Origin of the sequence: Belnapia mucosa, from assembly GCF_016775475.1 — a bacterium.
Classification (GTDB): Bacteria; Pseudomonadota; Alphaproteobacteria; order Acetobacterales; family Acetobacteraceae; genus Belnapia; species Belnapia mucosa.
On record NZ_JAEUXJ010000005.1, the window covers coordinates 159,690 to 175,386 of the forward strand.

At 69.9% G+C, this 15,697-nt stretch carries 17 protein-coding genes; 4 read left to right on the forward strand and 13 right to left on the reverse strand.

What is annotated here, in order from left to right; translation table 11 throughout:
• Positions 1 to 37 precede the first annotated feature (37 nt).
• The 3 genes from JMJ55_RS14240 to chrA all read left to right on the forward strand — a co-directional run bounded on the left by JMJ55_RS14240 (position 38) and on the right by chrA (position 3,243).
• A complete protein-coding gene (locus JMJ55_RS14240) occupies positions 38 to 916 on the forward strand; it encodes a manganese catalase family protein (protein ID WP_202826228.1) in 879 nt (292 codons plus the stop codon).
• A gap of 111 nt (positions 917 to 1,027) precedes the next feature.
• Positions 1,028 to 1,843 (forward strand): chromate resistance protein ChrB domain-containing protein, encoded by an 816-nt coding sequence (locus JMJ55_RS14245; RefSeq protein WP_202826229.1) that lies wholly within the window; start codon positions 1,028 to 1,030, stop codon positions 1,841 to 1,843.
• A gap of 74 nt (positions 1,844 to 1,917) precedes the next feature.
• Positions 1,918 to 3,243, forward strand: coding sequence for a chromate efflux transporter (gene chrA / locus JMJ55_RS14250; RefSeq protein ID WP_202826230.1), 1,326 nt, complete (start codon positions 1,918 to 1,920; stop codon positions 3,241 to 3,243).
• A 50-nt stretch (positions 3,244 to 3,293) separates the two neighbouring features.
• On the opposite strand, the gene JMJ55_RS14255 is transcribed toward chrA, so the two are convergent.
• The 9 genes from JMJ55_RS14255 to msrA all read right to left on the reverse strand — a co-directional run bounded on the left by JMJ55_RS14255 (position 3,294) and on the right by msrA (position 10,761).
• Positions 3,294 to 3,692, reverse strand: coding sequence for a (R)-mandelonitrile lyase (locus JMJ55_RS14255; RefSeq protein WP_202826231.1), 399 nt, complete (start codon positions 3,690 to 3,692; stop codon positions 3,294 to 3,296).
• Positions 3,693 to 3,715: 23 nt separating this feature from the next.
• The gene (locus JMJ55_RS14260) at positions 3,716 to 4,471 is read right to left on the reverse strand and encodes a glucose 1-dehydrogenase (RefSeq protein ID WP_202826232.1); all 756 of its coding nucleotides are present in this window, start codon (positions 4,469 to 4,471) and stop codon (positions 3,716 to 3,718) included.
• A 132-nt stretch (positions 4,472 to 4,603) separates the two neighbouring features.
• Positions 4,604 to 5,551 (reverse strand): LysR family transcriptional regulator, encoded by a 948-nt coding sequence (locus JMJ55_RS14265; RefSeq protein WP_328702646.1) that lies wholly within the window; start codon positions 5,549 to 5,551, stop codon positions 4,604 to 4,606.
• A 25-nt stretch (positions 5,552 to 5,576) separates the two neighbouring features.
• Positions 5,577 to 6,752, reverse strand: a complete 1,176-nt coding sequence (locus JMJ55_RS14270) for a BaiN/RdsA family NAD(P)/FAD-dependent oxidoreductase (RefSeq protein WP_328702647.1) — start codon at positions 6,750 to 6,752, stop codon at positions 5,577 to 5,579.
• 83 nt (positions 6,753 to 6,835) lie between these two features.
• Positions 6,836 to 7,792 (reverse strand): sterol desaturase family protein, encoded by a 957-nt coding sequence (locus JMJ55_RS14275; RefSeq protein WP_202826234.1) that lies wholly within the window; start codon positions 7,790 to 7,792, stop codon positions 6,836 to 6,838.
• Between the two features lie 3 nt (positions 7,793 to 7,795).
• On the reverse strand, positions 7,796 to 8,539 hold the full coding sequence (locus JMJ55_RS14280; protein WP_202826235.1) for a polysaccharide deacetylase family protein: 744 nt from the start codon (positions 8,537 to 8,539) through the stop codon (positions 7,796 to 7,798).
• Positions 8,536 to 9,681 carry a YncE family protein gene (locus JMJ55_RS14285; protein ID WP_236033707.1) on the reverse strand — a complete coding sequence of 382 codons (1,146 nt, stop codon included), beginning with the start codon at positions 9,679 to 9,681 and terminating at the stop codon, positions 8,536 to 8,538. Before JMJ55_RS14285 ends, JMJ55_RS14280 begins: the two co-directional genes overlap by 4 nt.
• Before the next feature lie 69 nt (positions 9,682 to 9,750).
• A complete protein-coding gene (msrB, locus tag JMJ55_RS14290; RefSeq protein ID WP_202826236.1) occupies positions 9,751 to 10,194 on the reverse strand; it encodes a peptide-methionine (R)-S-oxide reductase MsrB in 444 nt (147 codons plus the stop codon).
• 12 nt (positions 10,195 to 10,206) lie between these two features.
• Entirely contained in the window at positions 10,207 to 10,761 is a 555-nt protein-coding gene (gene msrA / locus JMJ55_RS14295; RefSeq protein ID WP_202826237.1) for a peptide-methionine (S)-S-oxide reductase MsrA, read from the reverse strand.
• Positions 10,762 to 10,866: 105 nt separating this feature from the next.
• On the opposite strand from msrA, the gene JMJ55_RS14300 reads away from it, so the two are divergent.
• Positions 10,867 to 11,982, forward strand: coding sequence for a THUMP domain-containing class I SAM-dependent RNA methyltransferase (locus tag JMJ55_RS14300; protein WP_202826238.1), 1,116 nt, complete (start codon positions 10,867 to 10,869; stop codon positions 11,980 to 11,982).
• A 9-nt stretch (positions 11,983 to 11,991) separates the two neighbouring features.
• Here the strand turns inward: JMJ55_RS14300 and JMJ55_RS14305 are convergent, their stop codons facing one another.
• Genes JMJ55_RS14305 through JMJ55_RS14320 form a run of 4 tightly spaced genes read right to left on the reverse strand, consistent with a single transcriptional unit; the run spans position 11,992 to position 15,687 of the window.
• A complete protein-coding gene (locus JMJ55_RS14305; RefSeq protein WP_236033708.1) occupies positions 11,992 to 12,783 on the reverse strand; it encodes an ABC transporter ATP-binding protein in 792 nt (263 codons plus the stop codon).
• 17 nt (positions 12,784 to 12,800) lie between these two features.
• Positions 12,801 to 13,640, reverse strand: a complete 840-nt coding sequence (locus JMJ55_RS14310) for an ABC transporter permease (protein WP_202826240.1) — start codon at positions 13,638 to 13,640, stop codon at positions 12,801 to 12,803.
• A complete protein-coding gene (locus tag JMJ55_RS14315) occupies positions 13,637 to 14,662 on the reverse strand; it encodes an ABC transporter substrate-binding protein (RefSeq protein WP_202826241.1) in 1,026 nt (341 codons plus the stop codon). The genes JMJ55_RS14310 and JMJ55_RS14315 overlap by 4 nt, the downstream gene beginning before the upstream one ends.
• On the reverse strand, positions 14,659 to 15,687 hold the full coding sequence (locus JMJ55_RS14320; RefSeq protein ID WP_202826242.1) for an ABC transporter substrate-binding protein: 1,029 nt from the start codon (positions 15,685 to 15,687) through the stop codon (positions 14,659 to 14,661). Before JMJ55_RS14320 ends, JMJ55_RS14315 begins: the two co-directional genes overlap by 4 nt.
• Positions 15,688 to 15,697: the final 10 nt, after the last annotated feature.

The window sequence follows — 15,697 nt, forward strand, 5'->3', positions numbered from 1 at the left end:
ACCGGTTCGGTGAGGACAATCCGGCCTGGAGGTCCACATGTTCTATACCGACGGAAAGCTACAATACCCCGTCCGCGTCGAGCGCCCCAACCCGATCTTCGCCCGCGCCCTGCAGCAGGCGATCGGCGGCGTCGAAGGCGAGATCCGCGTGATGATGCAGTATCTCTTCCAGGGCTGGGGCAGCCGCGGGCCGGTGAAATACCGGGACATGCTGATCAATACCGGGACCGAGGAGATCGGCCATATCGAGATGCTCTCGACCGCCGTCGCGCTCAACCTTGAAGGCGCGCCGCTGTCGATGCAGGAAGACGTGGCGAATGACGGCATCGCCGGCGCGGTGATGGGCGGCATGAATCTGCGCCACATCCTGAGCACCGGACTCGCCGCGACGCCGGAGAATTGCAACGGCGTGCCCTTCAATGCCAGCCATGTCTATGCCAGCGGCAATATCGCCGCCGACATGTATGCCAATGTCGCCGCCGAGGCGACCGGCCGCGCGCTGGCCACGCGCCTCTATGGCATGACCGACGATCCGGGGATGAAGGACATGCTCTCCTTCCTCATTGCCCGTGACACGATGCATCAGCAGCAATGGCTGGCGGTGATCGAGGAGCTGGGCGGCGAGACGGCGAACCTGCCGATCCCGAACAGCTTCCCGCAGTCGCAGGAGGCCAGCAAATTCTCCTACGCCTATTTCGGCCACCGCATCGACGGCCAGGTGCCGGCCGGCCGTTGGACCGAGGGCCCCTCGCTCGACGGCAAGGGTCAGTTCACGCCGATGAAGTCCGAGCCGCTGGGCGGCGAGCCGGTGCTGGCCCCGCCGCGCCCGGATAGCGGCGCGCAGACGGACCAGATCAACGCCTCGCCCATCGCCGCCAACGACCCGCTGGCCGGCGGCACGCCGAGCGTGGCCTGAGGCGTTGACAGAACGCGGTACCCCGGCCGAGACTTCGCGGCCAGGGGTACCGCGACCACCCCGTGAGGCGAAAGCCCAAGGATCGCGTCCGCAAGCTGGAGTGGACGCTGCATGCCTTCGCCCGACACCATCACCCCTGCCCAACTCGCCCGCCTGATCGGCACGCCCGAGGCTCCCATCCTCCTCGATGTCCGCATTCCCGAGGATGTCGAAGCGGATCCGCGGCGTCTCCCGGCCAGCCAGGCCATCCCCCATGCCGCCATGGCGGACCGGGGCCCCGCCTATGCCGGCCGCTCCGTCGTCCTGATCTGCCAGCGCGGGCAGAAGCTGTCCCATGGCGCGGCCGCCTGGCTGCGCCATGCCGGCGCCCGCGCCGAGGTGCTGGAAGGCGGCTTCCTCGGCTGGCGCGAGGCCGGGCTGCCCCTGGTTTCGCCGGATCGCCTGCCGCCGCGCGATGCGGCCGGCCGCACCGTCTGGGTCACCCGGGCGCGGCCGAAGATCGACCGCATCGCCTGCCCCTGGCTGATCCGCCGCTTCGTCGATCCCGATGCCGTCTTCCTCTTCGTCGCCGCCTCCGAGGTTCTCGCCGTCGCCGAACGCTTCGGCGCCACGCCCTTCGATATCGAGGGCGTCTTCTGGAGCCATCGCGGTGAGGCTTGCAGCTTCGACACCATGCTGGAGGAGTTCGGCCTGCTGACCGTGCCACTGGCGCGGCTGGCGCGGATCGTGCGCGGTGCCGATACCGCGCGGCCCGACCTGGCGCCGGAGGCGGCGGGGCTGCTCGCCATCTCGCTCGGCCTGTCGCGCATGCAACGGGACGACTTGGCGCAGCTCGATACGGCGATGCCGGTCTATGACGCGCTCTATCGCTGGGCGCGCGACGCGACGGCGGAGACGCATAACTGGCCGGCACCGAGGGCGACATGAGCGGCGACGCCACCGGGATGCGAGCCGGACGCATTTCGGCTAAGGGGGCGGCTTCCGCTTCACTGGACCCGCCGATGCCGTCCACCTCCTTCCCGAGTCTCGCCGAAGCGGTCCGCGTCTGGTTCCGGATCGGCTGCCTGTCCTTCGGCGGGCCGGCGGGCCAGATCGCGCTGCTGCACCGGGAGGTGGTGGATGAGCGCCGCTGGATCTCCGATGCGCGCTTCCTGCATGCGCTGAATTTCTGCACCCTGCTGCCAGGGCCGGAGGCGCAGCAGCTCGCCACCTATCTCGGCTGGCTGATGCATGGCGTGCGCGGCGGCGTGGCGGCGGGGATGCTCTTCATCCTGCCCGGCGCGCTGGTGATGCTGGCGCTCTCGGCACTCTATGTCGCCTTCGGCGAGGTGCCGCTGGTGGCGGCGCTGTTCTTCGGCCTGAAATGCGCCGTGCTGGTGCTGGTGGTGGAGGCGCTGCTGCGCGTCGCCCGACGCGCGTTGAAGGGCTCCGTGCCATGGGCGCTGGCAGGGGCGGCCTTCGCCGCGCTTTTCCTCTTCGGCCTGCCCTTCCCGCTGGTGGTGCTGGGCGCGGCGCTGGTCGGGCTGGCGATGCCGCAGGCCTTTGCCGGCGGCGGCCATGGAAAGGCGCAGGACGGCCCGCCGGCCCTGCTCGATGCGCTGCTCGCAACGGAGCCGGATCGCATCGCCCGCCTGGGCAGCGCGGCGCGGCGGGCGGGGCTGGTGGCGCTGGCGCTCTGGCTCTGGCCGGTCGCGCTGCTGATGCAGGCGGGCGGGCTCTATGGCGATCTCGCCTGGTTCTTCTCGAAGATGGCCGTCGTCACCTTCGGCGGCGCCTATGCGGTGCTGGCCTATGTCGCGCAGGAAGCGGTGGAGGGGTATCGCTGGCTCTCGGCCGGGCAGATGCTGGCGGGGCTGGGCTTGGCAGAGACGACGCCGGGACCGCTGATCCTGGTGCTGCAATTCGTCGGCTATCTGGCGGCCGGGGTGCCGGGGGCGCTGCTGGTGCTCTGGGTCACTTTCGCGCCCTGCTTCGCCTGGATCTTCCTCGGCGCGCCTTATGTCGAGCGGCTGCACGATGTCGAACGGCTGAAGGGCGCGTTGGCCGGGGTGACGGCGGCGGTGGTCGGCGTCATCGCCAATCTGGCGCTGTGGTTCGGCCTGCGCGTGCTGTTCAGCGTGATCCGCGAGATTCCGCTCGGCCCGATGCGGCTGGAACTGCCGGTGCCGGCGAGCCTCGACCCGCTGGCCCTGCTGCTGGCGGTGCTGGCGGCGGTGGCGCTGTTCCGGATGAAGCTCGGCGTGGTGAAGACGCTGGGCCTTACCGCCCTTGCCGGGCTGGTGCTGAAGCCAGCGGCGGACTGGCTGCTGTCAGGCTTCGGCGGGTGATGCCGGCCGCCCCGGGAGATGGCCGCCCAGGGCGGGGACCGGCGAGGAGGTCAGGGGCGGCGGTATTGCGCGTCGCTCACCTGTTCCATCCAGGTGACCGCCTTGCCGTCGAGTTGCTCCTGAATGGCGATATGGGTCATGGCCGTGCCGGGCGTCGCGCCGTGCCAATGCTTCTCGCCCGGCTCGAACCACACCACGTCGCCCGGCCTGATCTCCTCGACCGGCCCGCCCTCGCGCTGGACCAGGCCGCAGCCGAAGGTGACGATCAGCGTCTGGCCAAGCGGGTGCGTATGCCAGGCCGTGCGGGCGCCCGGTTCGAAGGTGACGCTCGCACCCGCCGTCCGCGCGGGATCCTGCGCGGGAAAGAGCGGGTCAATCCGCACGGTGCCGGTGAACCAGTCGGCGGGGCCGGCGGCCGAGGGCTGCGACCCGCTGCGCTTGATCTGCATGTCCTCGATCCTTCCTGCCGTAGTCAGAGCGACCACCCACCATCGACCGAGATCGATGCGCCGGTGACGAAGGCGCCCAGATCGGCGCTCATCCACAGCACGGCGTCCGCGATCTCCTCCGGCCTGCCCAGCCGGCCGACCGGCTCGAGGTCAATCGCCTTCTGAAGGTCGCCCCCGGTGAAGCGGTCCATCATCGGGGTCTCGATATTGCCGGGGAGGATGGCGTTCACCCGGATGTTCGACCTGGCATAGTCCAGTGCGGCAGACTTGGTCAGGCCGATGATGGCGTGCTTGGAGGCAGCGTAGGCGGCGCCGCCGGCAACCCCCCGGACACCCGCGCCCGATGAGGTGTTGACGACCACGCCGCCGCCCTGGCGGACCATCTGCGCCAACTCGTGCTTCATGCAGACGAAGGTGCCGCGCAGGTTGATGTCGAGGATGCGGTCCCATTCGTCCAGCCCGATCTCGGCGACGGGGGCCACCTTGTTCTCGACGCCGGCGTTGTTGAAGGCGATATCGAGCCGGCCAAACCTCTCGACCGTGCGCGCGACCGCCGCCTCGACCAGCTCCGGCTTCGAGACGTCGCAGGCGATTGCCAGCACCTCGCCGCCCGCCGTCCTGACCGCCTCGGCGGTGTCGCGCAGCGCCGCCTCGCTGCGATCGAGGATGGCGACGCGTGCGCCTTCGGCGGCGAAGGCGATCGCGGTCGCACGTCCGATACCGCTGGCCGCGCCGGTCACGAAGGCAACCTTGCCGTTGAAGCGATGAGCATGGGACATGGGGGAACGCCTTCGTTCTGGTGGGGACCGTGTGGCTCGAACCGCGATATGGGGCATCCCGCTGGGATGATGAGCCGCCCGCCCCTCAACGGAGCGATGAGCCGGGCTCACCGCCCCCGGGTGGCGTCCACGCTACAGGCCGAGAGGCCGCATCTCCCGCACGAGGTCGATCAGCAGGCGCAGGCCGGTCGGGATCTGCCGCCGTCCTGGATAATAGAGGTGGAAGCCCAGCCCCCACGAAGACCAGTCCTCCAGAACGAGGCGCAGGTCACCGCTGCCGACCAGCGGCCCCACGCAGGGCTCCGGAAGATAGGCAAGCCCCGCGCCCCCCGTAGCGAGGGCGATCAGAGATTGGGTGTTGTCGCATGTCAGGGATCCTGGCACGTCGATCGCGATGGCCTTCCCGGCCTTCTCGAACTCCCAATGGTAGATGCGGTCGTCGCCAAGGCGGATGCGCAGGCAGCGATGCGCAAGCAGGTCATGGGGATGGGCCGGTGTGCCGAAACGCTCCAGATAGGCGGGAGCACCCACGACGACCCAGCGGATATCGGCGGAGAGCCGCTGCGCGATCATGTCCTCTGGCACCGTGCCGCCGTAGCGGATCCCGGCATCGGCCCCGGCATCCACCACGTCCAGCAGATGGTTCGAGACCCGCAAGTCGACCTCGATCTCGGGGTAGCGCTCAGCGAAGCTTGGCAGCACCGGCGCGAGCAGCAGCGTGCTCGCATGCTCCATGACGTTGAGGCGGATACGCCCGGCCGGCCTGCCCCGATGCCGGTTCAGCGCCTCGACCGCCGACCCGATCGCCTCGAACGGGGCATGGATGGCAGCGACCAGTTCCTCGCCGGCGGCGGTGAGGGTGACGCTTCTGTTCGTGCGGTTGAGGAGGCGGACCCCGATCCGCGTTTCCAACCCCTTCAGGGCGTGGCTCAGGGCCGATGCGCTGACGCCCAGTTCAAGGCCGGCGCGACGGAAGCTGCGATGCCTGGCGATCGCCAGGAAATAGCTGAAGTCGGCCAGGTCGGTACGGGTGATCTGCACAGGCCGGTTGTGGCGACACCCCGCTGCCGGCGCAATCACGATGAGCGGCGTTCATCGCCCCCGATCACACCGCCTCGCCGGCCACCCAGCCGCTGCTCCAGGCCCATTGGAAGTTGTAGCCGCCGAGCCAGCCGGTGACGTCCACCGCCTCCCCCACCACGAAAAGGCCGGGGACCGATTTCGCCTCCATGCTGCGGGAGGAGAGCGCGGCGGTATCGACGCCGCCGAGCGTCACCTCGGCCTTGGCATAGCCCTCGGTGCCGGCCGGCCGCAGCTCCCAGCGCTTCAGCATCCCGGCGAGAGCGTCGAGCGCGCGATCAGGCAGTTCCGCCATGGGCTTCGCCGGCAAATGCGCCTCGGCCAGGGCGGTGGCGAAGCGGGCGGGCAGCATCTCGCCGAGCACGGTCTTCGGCTCCGCCTTCGGCCGGCCGCGCTTCCGCTCGCGCAGCACCGTCGGCGCATCAAGACCGGGCAGCAGGTCGAGGGCGATCGCCTCCCCCTCCCGCCAATAGGAGGAGATCTGCAGGATCGCTGGCCCCGACAGGCCGCGATGGGTGAAGAGCAGCGCTTCCGGGAAGGCGCGCTTGCCACAGCGGGCGATGGCCGGCAGGGCGACGCCCGAAAGAGGCCGCATCAGCTCGAGCGGCGCGCCCTGGAAGGTCAGCGGCACCAGGCCGGGCCGCGGCGCCACCAAGGGCAGGCCGAAGCGGCGGGCGATGTCATGCGCCAGGCCGGTCGCGCCCATCTTCGGGATGGACAGGCCACCGGTCGCCAGCACCAGGGCCGGCGCGACGACATCACCCTGCTCGGTCGAGACGCGGAAACCCTCCGGCCGCTCGACACCGGTGATGCGCTGGCCAAGCCGCAGCTCCACCCCCGCCGCGGCGCATTCCGCCAGCAGCATCGCCACCACGGCGCGCGCCGAGCCGTCGCAGAAGAGCTGGCCGAGCGTCTTCTCATGGAAGGCGATGCCATGCTTCCGCACCAAGGCGATGAAGTCGTGCTGCGTGTAGCGCGCGAGGGCCGAGCGGGCGAAATGCGGATTGGCCGAGAGGAAGCGGTCCGGCGCGCAATGCAGGTTGGTGAAATTGCAGCGCCCGCCGCCGGAGATGAGGATCTTCCGCCCCGCCTCCGGCGCATGGTCGAGCACCAGCACCCGCCGCCCGCGCCGCCCGGCGCTGATCGCCGCCATCAGCCCGGCCGCGCCGGCGCCGAGGATGATCGCGTCGTATCCGGTCACGCGAGGCTGGAGGCGGCCAGCAGATGGCGGCGATGCATGGGGCCGGGCCTCGGGCGCGGGAAGGGGACGGTCAGCATAGGCGGTCAGCGCCCTGCCAGCGCCAGCGCCATCCGGCGGAAGCCGGCCCATTGCTGGCGCAGCCAGCCGCCCGTCGCCATCGCCTCATCCGTGCCCGGGGCGCCGGTGCGCGGATAGGCGGCGCGGTTCCAGTCGGCGGTGCCGAAGATCCAGTCCCAGACCGGCAGAAGCACGGCGTAATTCTTCCCCATCGCCCCGGCCGAGAGCACGCCGTGATGCAGCCGGTGGAAGCGCGGCGAGACCACCAGCCTCTCCCCGATCCGGCCGTAATCCAGCCGGACATTGGCATGGCTCAGGCTCTCGGCCAGGCGCAGCAGCAGCAGGATCAGCGGGAATTGCCCCGGCGGCACGCCGATCAGCAGCGCGATCCCGCCGAACCAGAGCGCGGCCAGCACATCGTCCAGGATGTGGTTGCGGTCATCGGTCCAGAAGGTCATCTGCCGCTGGGCATGGTGGATGGCATGCAGCGCCCACCACCAGCGGAAGCCGTGCTGCGCCCGGTGGCGCCAGTATTCGCCGAAATCCAGCACCACGACATAAACCGCGAAGGCCAGCAGCGCCGAGTGGCGGAGCGGCGGGAAGATCTCCTCCAGCGTCGGCGGCAGCAGCCCCGTCTCGGTCAGCCAGCCCTCCCAGCGGGATTGCAGCGAGGCGAGCAGGACGAAGGCGATCAGCGGCAGCAGGCCGAGCCGGGCGAGGAAGGTATAGACCATGTCGGTGCGGATGGCGCGGCGATCCGCCACCGGCTCCACCGGCCGCCAAGCCTCGAGCGGCCGGCAGACCAGATAGACCACGGCGATGCCGAGCAGCCCGAACAGGCCGAAATCCAGCCAGTCATAGGCATCCTCCGCCCAGTCCATCAGGCCGAGGGCGTAGAAGGCGGGCTGGACGAGCGTCTCGAACAGCCAGCCGGTGACGGCGGCCCAGGCCGTGGTGAAGCTTTCGGTGCTGAAGGCGTCCATGGCTCAGGCCTTGCCTTGCGGCGGCAGGGTGGCGAAGCAGAAGCCCCGCGCCTGGAGGCCCGTGATCACCTCCTCCAGCACATGGGCGAAGGGGTCGCGCCGGCTGCGGATGCCCCAATGCATCACCACCACCTCCCCGTCCCGGGTATCGGCGATGGCGCGGCGGGCGAGCGCGGCATTGGGATGTTTGGCGCTGTCCAGCTCGTCGCCCCAGAAGCCATGCGCCGTCCAGCCCTGGTGGCGGAGGCCGCAGGCGGCGGCCATGGCGATGGCATTCGGCGTGGTGATGCCGCCCGGCGCGCGCCAGAGGGGCAGTACCTGGGCATCGGGCACCATCTGCCGCAGCCGGGTGATCGGCCGTTCCAGCTCGGCGCAGAGGGCGCGGCCGTCCAATACCTCGCTCCCCTGCCCGCCGCTTTTCACGTAGCGCACCTGGCTCGGCGCCGGGTCGCCGCGGAAATACCAGTGGCGCCAGGTATGGCTGGCGAAGACATGGCCCTCGGCGGCGCGGGCGCGCCAGAAGGGAGCCCAGCTCTCATCCAGCGTGCGGTCGCCGCGCCAGGTCGGCTCATCGGCCAGGAAGAGCGTGGCGCGTACGCCGCGGCGGCGGAGGATGGCGGCGATCTCCTCCGCCTCGCGGCTCCAGCCGGTATCGATAGTCAGGTAGACGGTGCCGCGGCAGGCAGGCTGGGCATGGGCAGCGGCCGGCAGCCCGGCGAGCCCGCCGAGCAGCAGGCGGCGCCTCATCGCGCCATCCAGCGCTGCCACCAGCGGCCGGGCTCGGCCGGCGCCGGCACCGGCTCGGCAGGGCGGACCACGACGGCCGGCTGTACCGGGGTGGGGGCACCGGCCGGTGCCGCCTGGGCGGCGGCCGGGACGGGCGCCAGGTCCTCCGGCTCCACCGCCGGCTGGCCCGCGGGGCGCGGCGGCAGGGCGGCATTCGGCAGAGGCGGCAGCGGCTCCCGCCGCGGCTGGACGAAGATGCCGTGCGGAGAGCGGCCGACCGGGATGGTCTCGGCCACGCCGGTCGCCGGATCCACCACCGCGATGCGGGCGACCCAGCGCAGCGTGACCCAGAGCTTGCCGTCCGGGTCGAAGGCGATGCAGTCCGGCCCGCCGGGGATGTCCCAGCGCGCCTTCACCTCCAGCGTCGCGGCGTCGAGCACGCTGATCCGGCTATCCACCCGGCTGGTGGCATAGAGGGTCTGCCCATCCGGCGAGGGGAAGATCGTATGCGTCCCGCGCCCGAGGTAGATCGTACGCTCCAGCTTGCCATCCGCCGGGTTGACCACGGAGATATGGTCGGAGCCCATGATGCCGACGATCAGCCGGCCGCGATTCCAGATGACGCCGGCGGGCTGGGAGCCGACCTCGGCGGACCAGACCGGCTTCCGCTCCGCGAGGTCGATCGCCAGCAGCTTCCGCGCCCCCTGGAGGGTGACATAGACCATCCGGCTGTCGGGCGAGTAGGCGAGGTGACTGGGCTTGTCCCCCACCCGCAGCCGGGTCAGCAGGGTGCGGGTCGGCGCGTCATAGATATCGACCTGGTCGCGCCGCAGGCTGGTGACCACCAGATACCGCCCGTCCGGGCTGTATTCCATGTGGTACGGGTTGCTGAACCGCTCCCGCCGCTTCACCTCGGCCGTCGCCGGGTCGATGAAGATCAGCTCGTTCCCGCCGGAATCGCCGACCATCAGCTCCGATCGGTCGGGAGTGAGCAGGAGGTGATGCACCTCCCGCAGGACGGGGATGCGCCGCACCTCCTCCCGCGTCGTGCTGTCGATCAGGCTGATCGAGGCATCGGCCGAGTTCAGCACATAGATCAGGTTGGCCCGGGCCGGGCCGGCAAGCAGAAGGGCGAGGCTGAGAGCCGCGGGCAAGTGCCGCATGACGGATGCTTTCACTGACTGGCGAGAGGGAATTCCTCCAACCCCTGGCTTTGGCAAGTTTCGTTCTGTTCAACCCTCATCCGCAACGGGTTCGAAGCGGAGCGAGACGCCGTTCATGCAGTAGCGGAGGCCGGTCGGCGGCGGCCCGTCGGGGAAGACATGGCCGAGATGCCCGCCGCACTTCGCGCAATGCACCTCGGTCCGGGTCATGAAGAAGCTGCGGTCGGTGGTGGTGCCGACATGGTCCTCGCCCTCGATCGGGGCGAAGAAGCTCGGCCAGCCGGTGCCGCTCTCGAATTTGGTGCCCGATTCGAAGAGCGGATTGCCGCAGCCGGCGCAGGCGAAAGTGCCGCGCCGCTTCTCGGCATTCAGCGGGCTGGTGCCGGGGCGTTCGGTGCCGTGCTCGCGCAGCACCCGATAGGCCTCGGGCGAGAGGGTGGCGCGCCATTCGGCGGCGGTCTTCTGCACCGGATACTCGGCCGCTGGGGCGGTTTCCTTGCGGAACAGGGACATGGCTCGTTCTCCTTACGCCGCGGGCCGCTTCAGGCGGTCGGCATAGGCCTTGCGGAATTTGGCGACCTTCGGGGCGATGACGACGCGGCAATAGCCGCTCCAGGGGGTGCGGGCGAAGTAGTCCTGGTGCTCCGCCTCGCCAGGCCAGAAGCGCTCCAGCCGCTCCACCTCGGTCACCAGCGGGGCGCCCCAGATGCCAGCGGCCGTGATCTCCGCCATCACCTCGCCAGCGATCCGCGCCTGCTCGGGCGAATGGGTCAGGATGATGGAGCGGTATTGCGGCCCCACATCGGCGCCCTGCCGGTCCTTGGTGGTCGGGTCGTGGATGGTGAAGAAGACCCGCAGCAGGTCGGCATAGGCGATCTCGGCCGGGTCGTAGGTGACCTGCACCACCTCGGCATGGCCGGTCCCCTTGCCGCAGACCTGCTCATAGGTCGGGTTCTCGACATGGCCGCCGGCATAGCCGGAGACGACCTTGGAGACGCCCTTCAGGTCGCGGAAGACAGCGTCCAGGCACCAGAAGCAGCCGCCGCCCAGGGTCGCCAGTTCCGTTGCGGTTCCGCTCATCGGGTCTCTCCTTGCCGGTTGGCCCCCTAGATAGGGAGGCGGGGCCGGTGCCGCCACCCGAACCGCCCCGTTGCGGCGGGGCCCGCCGCCTGCCATGCGGGGGCGATGACAACCGAGACCGAGTTCGAGATCTTCCTCGCCACCGCCCCGGGCCTGGAGGAGGTGCTGGCCGAGGAAGTGCGCGGCAAGGGCTTCCGCCGCCCGAAGCCGGTGCCCGGCGGCGTTGTCCTGCGCGGCGGCTGGCCCGAGGTCTGGCGCGCCAATCTCTGGATCCGTGGCGCCGGGCGGGTGCTGGCCCGCATCGCCACCTTCCATGCCGTCCATCTGGCGCAGCTCGATGCCCGGGCGCGGCGGGTGCCCTGGGCCAGCCTGCTCCGCCCGGACGTGCCCTTCCGGGTCGAGGCGGATTGCTCGGCCTCGCGCATCTACCATAGCGGCGCCGCGGCCGAGCGGATCGAGACCGCGATCCGCGAGACGCTCGGCGCCCCCGTCTCGCCCGAGGCCCCGGTCCTGGTGCGGGCCCGGATCGAGCATGACCTCTGCACCCTCAGCCTCGATACCTCGGGCGAGCCGCTGCACAAGCGCGGCTGGAAGCAGGCGGTGAACCCGGCGCCGATGCGGGAGACGATGGCCTCCCTCTTCCTCCGCCAATGCGGCTATGACGGAGGGGAGCCGGTGCTGGACCCGATGTGCGGCGCCGGCACCTTCGTCATCGAGGCAGCCGAGATCGCCGCCCGGCTCAATCCCGGCCGGATGCGGCATTTCGCCTTCGAGCAGCTGGCCACCTTCGATGCCGAGGCCTGGGCGCGGATGCGCGCGGTGCAGCGCGCCCGTCCCCCGGCGGCGCGTTGTCATGGCAGCGACCGCGATCCCGGCGCCATCGCAATGAGCCAGGCCAATGCCGCCCGTGCCGGCCTCACCGAGGAGACCGAATTCCACCAGGCCACGATCAGCGAGATCGAGCCGCCCGAGGGAGGACCAGGGCTGGTCATCCTCAACCCGCCCTATGGCAGCCGGCTGGGGGAGAGGGCGGCACTGCTGCCGCTCTACCGCGCCCTTGGCGGGGTGCTGCTGCGGCGCTTCGCCGGCTGGCGGGTCGGGCTGCTGGCCAGCGAGCCGCGGCTGGCCCATGCGACGGGCCTGCCCTTCCTGCCGCCCGGCCCGCCGGTGCCGCATGGCGGGCTGCGCATCACCCTCTACCGGACCGGGCCGCTGGGCTGAGCGCGAGCCTTAGATCACGCCGAGCTTCTGCACCTCGGCCCGGACCAGCAGCTTGATCTCCCGCTCCAGCCGGACGAATTCCGGGTCGGACCGCTCCCGCGGGCGGGGGATCTCCACATCGAAGACCTGCTTCACCGCCCCCGGCCGGGTCGCCATGACCACGATCCGGTCGGCGAGGAAGATCGCCTCGGAGATGGAGTGGGTGACGAAGACCACGGTCTTGCGGTCTTGCTCCCAGATCCGCAGCAACTCCTCCTGCAAGGTCTCGCGGGTCTGGGCGTCGAGCGCGCCGAAGGGCTCATCCATCAGCAGGACGGAGGGATCATTGGCGAGCGCCCGGGCGATGGCGACCCGCTGCTTCATCCCGCCCGAGAGGTTGCCCGGATATTTCTGCTCGTGCCCGGCGAGGCCGACCAAGGACAGGTAGCGCCGGGCGATCGCCTGCTGCTCGGACTTGCTGCGCCCCTTCAGCATCGGCCCGAAGGCGACGTTGTCGAGCGCGGTGCGCCAGGGAAACAGGGCATATTCCTGGAAGACCACGCCGCGATCGGCCGATGGCCCCTGCACCGGCCTGCCATCCACCAGCACCTGGCCGGCGCTCGGCTCGGCGAAGCCGGCGATCATGTTCAGCAGCGTCGACTTGCCGCAGCCCGAGGGGCCGAGCAGGCAGGTGAAGCTGTTCTCCCGCAGCTCGAGGTCCACGCCCTCCAGCGCCACCATCTTGCCGAAGCGCTTGGCGGCACCGCGGATATCGATCTTGGGCCGGCCAGCGGCGGGCAGGCGGGTGGCCTGCATCGGCATCGGATGGTCCATGGTCCCTACCCCCGTGTCGCCACGCGCCAGCGCAGCAGCCAGGCTTCCAGGCTGCGCAGCAGGATGTTCACGACGAAGCCGATCAGCCCGATCACCACCGCGCCAAGCAGCATCTGCGAGACCATGAAGAAGGTCCGCGCATCATTGATCATGTAGCCAAGGCCGCTATCGGCGGCGATGAACTCGGCGGCGACGATGACGAAGAAGGACAGGCCGAAGCCGAGCCGGAGGCCGGTGATGATGGAGGGCAGCGCCGCCGGCAGCACCACATAGCGGAACAGGTCCGCCCGGCTGGCGCCGAGGCTGGAGGCGGCGCGGACCAGCACCGGATCGACATATTTGATGCCCTCGACGGTCGTGGTGAAGACCGGGAAGAAGGCGGCATAGGCGATGAAGGCGATCTTCGACATCTCGCCGATGCCGAACCAGAGCACCATCATCGGCAGGAAGGCGAGCGGAGGGATCGGCCGCAGCAGCTCGATCATCGGCTCGACCAGCTTCTCGAGCGGCTTCCAGGTGCCGACCGCGAGGCCGACCACGACGCCGGCGATGGCGGCGATGCCGAAGCCTTGGATTACCCGCTTCATGCTGGCGATGATGTTCGCCTGCAACTCGCCGGTCTGCACCGCATCGATCCCGGCGCGGACCACGTCGATCGGCGTCGGCAGCAGGACGGGGTTGAAGAACTTCCACAGATACTGGTTGCCGAGGCTCACCACCGACCAGATCCCGATGAAGATCAGGATGGCGAGGCAGCGCATGCCGGCATTGGCCAGCCGCTGCGGCCAGGGCGAAGGTGGCCGTTCGGCCGCGGTTGCGATGGCGGGCAATGTGGTCGCGCTCATGCGCCGGCCCTCCAGGTGACATGGCTGCGGTCCACCGCATCGAGGATCACCGGGGTAATCCCGTCCTCCGGCCGCAGCGGCGCCGGGATGCGCTTGATCCCCAAGGCCCAGTCGATGGTGAAGCTGTAGCTGTTCACCAGCTCCGGCGAGATGGCGACGCCGTAGCGGTTGCTCTCGGTCATTACCCTGAGCGGCTCGGGCTCGATCCGCAGCACGCGCTGCAAGCCCTGCATGGCGCCGGCCGGATCGGATTTGAAGCGCGCATCAGCCTTGATCAGCGCCCGCAGCAGGGCGGCGAGGGTGTTCGGCTTGCCGTCGATCCAGCTCTGGTTCGCCATGACGACGGAGTGGTTGTAGAGCAGCTTCTCGGCTTCCGGCAGCACCAGCTTCTGCCCGGTGAAATGGGTCGCGGCGGCGGTGGCAAACAGCGTGCCGCCCATGGTGGTGAGGCGGTAGAGGAAGGGCTGCCAGCTTTGCAGGCCGTCCACATCGCCCTTGGCCGCAGCGATCACGCCCTCGCTCGGCGCCATGTTGATGAGCTGGACCTTACTGGCGTCGAAACCGTGCCGCTGCGCCAGCTTCTGGAACATGACCGGGCCGTTATTGCCCTGGGTGAAGGCGAAGCGCTTACCCTCCAGCTCCCTAGGGTCGGTGATCTTCACCTTCGGGCCGAGCGCTATGCCCTGGGTGTCCGAGATATCGGCGAGGCCGGTGAGGATCTTCACCGGCATCCCCTGGGAGGCGAGCGCGATCTGGCCGAAGACGCTGCCGACGCCGATCGGGAAGCCGCTGCCCATCACCGTCAGCACATCGCCGCCCGAAGACTGCCAGCGGAAGGTGATGTTGATCCCCTCCTCGCGGAACAGGCCGAAATGCTCGGCCACCGCGAGTTGCATGCCGAGCTGCGGGTCGCGCACCCCGAGCATTTCGAATTCCCGCTCCTCCGGCGCCGCATGGGCGAGGGTCGGCGGGATCAGTAGCGCCGGCGCGGCCAGCAGCAGATGGCGGCGGCCCGCCCTCATGCGGCCGGCCTCCAGCTCGCCAGCTTCGGATCGACCATCGCCAGGATCTTCGGCGCGAAGCAATCCTCGGGCGCCGGCGCGGCCGGGATGCGCTTGATGTTCATCGCCCATTCGCTCTGGAAGCGGTGGCTGGCGATGAGGGAGGGCGTGATGCCGAGGGCATATTTGTTGGCGTTCACCATCACCGCCAGCGCCTCGGCATCGACGCGCAGCACGCGTTGCAGGGCGGTCATCGCCCGCGGCCGGTCGTCATTGATGATGCTGGTCGCCTTCAGGAGCGCGCGCAGCAGGGCGGCCAGGGTGTTCGGCTTGCCCTCGATCCACTCATTTGTCGCCATCAGCGTCGAGTGGTTGTAGAGGGGCTTGTTGTCCTCCGGCATCACCTGGGGCTGACCGGTGACATAGAGCGTGCCGCCAGTGCAGTACATGGTCCCGCCCATGCCGACCAGGCGGAACAGGTTGGGCTGCCAGCCGAGCAGGCCATGCACATCGCCCTTGCTGGCGGCGACCACGCCTTCCGACTGGTTCATGTTCACCAGCGTGATCTTCGACTGGTCGAAGCCGAACATGTCGGCCAGCTTCGCCAGCAGCACCACCTGGGAATTGCCCTGGGTGAAGGCCAGCCGCTTGCCCTCCAGCTCCTTCGGGGAGGCGAGCTTGACGCCGGGGCTGAGCACGAAACCCTGGGTCTCGGCGATATCGGCCAGCGCGGTGATGGTGCGGATCGGCAGCTTCTGCCCGCCGAAGACTACCTGGGTGAAGCTGCCGCCGACGCCGATCGGGGCCGAACCGCCGCCCATGATCGTCAGCACATCGCCCGCCGATTGCGTCCAGCGGATGGTGACCTCCAGCCCCTGTTCCTTGAACAGGCCGAGCTGGTCGGCGACGGCCAGCTGCGCGCCGAGCTGCGGGTCGCGCACGCCGATGATCTCGACCGCGCTCTGCTCGATTCCGGCGGCGTGCAGGAAGCCTGGCGTGGCGAGGCCGGCAAGGGCGCCGAGGGCGGCGCGGCGGGTGGTCTGCATCTCGTCTCTC

Bases quoted from the DNA above. Each gene is read 5' to 3' on its own strand.
- JMJ55_RS14240 (WP_202826228.1), top strand. From the start codon at position 38: ATGTTCTATACCGACGGAAAGCTACAATACCCCGTCCGCGTCGAGCGC.
- JMJ55_RS14245 (WP_202826229.1), top strand. From the start codon at position 1,028: ATGCCTTCGCCCGACACCATCACCCCTGCCCAACTCGCCCGCCTGATC.
- chrA (WP_202826230.1), top strand. From the start codon at position 1,918: ATGCCGTCCACCTCCTTCCCGAGTCTCGCCGAAGCGGTCCGCGTCTGG.
- JMJ55_RS14255 (WP_202826231.1), bottom strand. From the start codon at position 3,692: ATGCAGATCAAGCGCAGCGGGTCGCAGCCCTCGGCCGCCGGCCCCGCC.
- JMJ55_RS14260 (WP_202826232.1), bottom strand. From the start codon at position 4,471: ATGTCCCATGCTCATCGCTTCAACGGCAAGGTTGCCTTCGTGACCGGC.
- JMJ55_RS14275 (WP_202826234.1), bottom strand. From the start codon at position 7,792: ATGGACGCCTTCAGCACCGAAAGCTTCACCACGGCCTGGGCCGCCGTC.
- JMJ55_RS14280 (WP_202826235.1), bottom strand. From the start codon at position 8,539: ATGAGGCGCCGCCTGCTGCTCGGCGGGCTCGCCGGGCTGCCGGCCGCT.
- JMJ55_RS14285 (WP_236033707.1), bottom strand. From the start codon at position 9,681: ATGCGGCACTTGCCCGCGGCTCTCAGCCTCGCCCTTCTGCTTGCCGGC.
- msrB (WP_202826236.1), bottom strand. From the start codon at position 10,194: ATGTCCCTGTTCCGCAAGGAAACCGCCCCAGCGGCCGAGTATCCGGTG.
- msrA (WP_202826237.1), bottom strand. From the start codon at position 10,761: ATGAGCGGAACCGCAACGGAACTGGCGACCCTGGGCGGCGGCTGCTTC.
- JMJ55_RS14300 (WP_202826238.1), top strand. From the start codon at position 10,867: ATGACAACCGAGACCGAGTTCGAGATCTTCCTCGCCACCGCCCCGGGC.
- JMJ55_RS14305 (WP_236033708.1), bottom strand. From the start codon at position 12,783: ATGCCGATGCAGGCCACCCGCCTGCCCGCCGCTGGCCGGCCCAAGATC.
- JMJ55_RS14310 (WP_202826240.1), bottom strand. From the start codon at position 13,640: ATGAGCGCGACCACATTGCCCGCCATCGCAACCGCGGCCGAACGGCCA.
- JMJ55_RS14315 (WP_202826241.1), bottom strand. From the start codon at position 14,662: ATGAGGGCGGGCCGCCGCCATCTGCTGCTGGCCGCGCCGGCGCTACTG.
- JMJ55_RS14320 (WP_202826242.1), bottom strand. From the start codon at position 15,687: ATGCAGACCACCCGCCGCGCCGCCCTCGGCGCCCTTGCCGGCCTCGCC.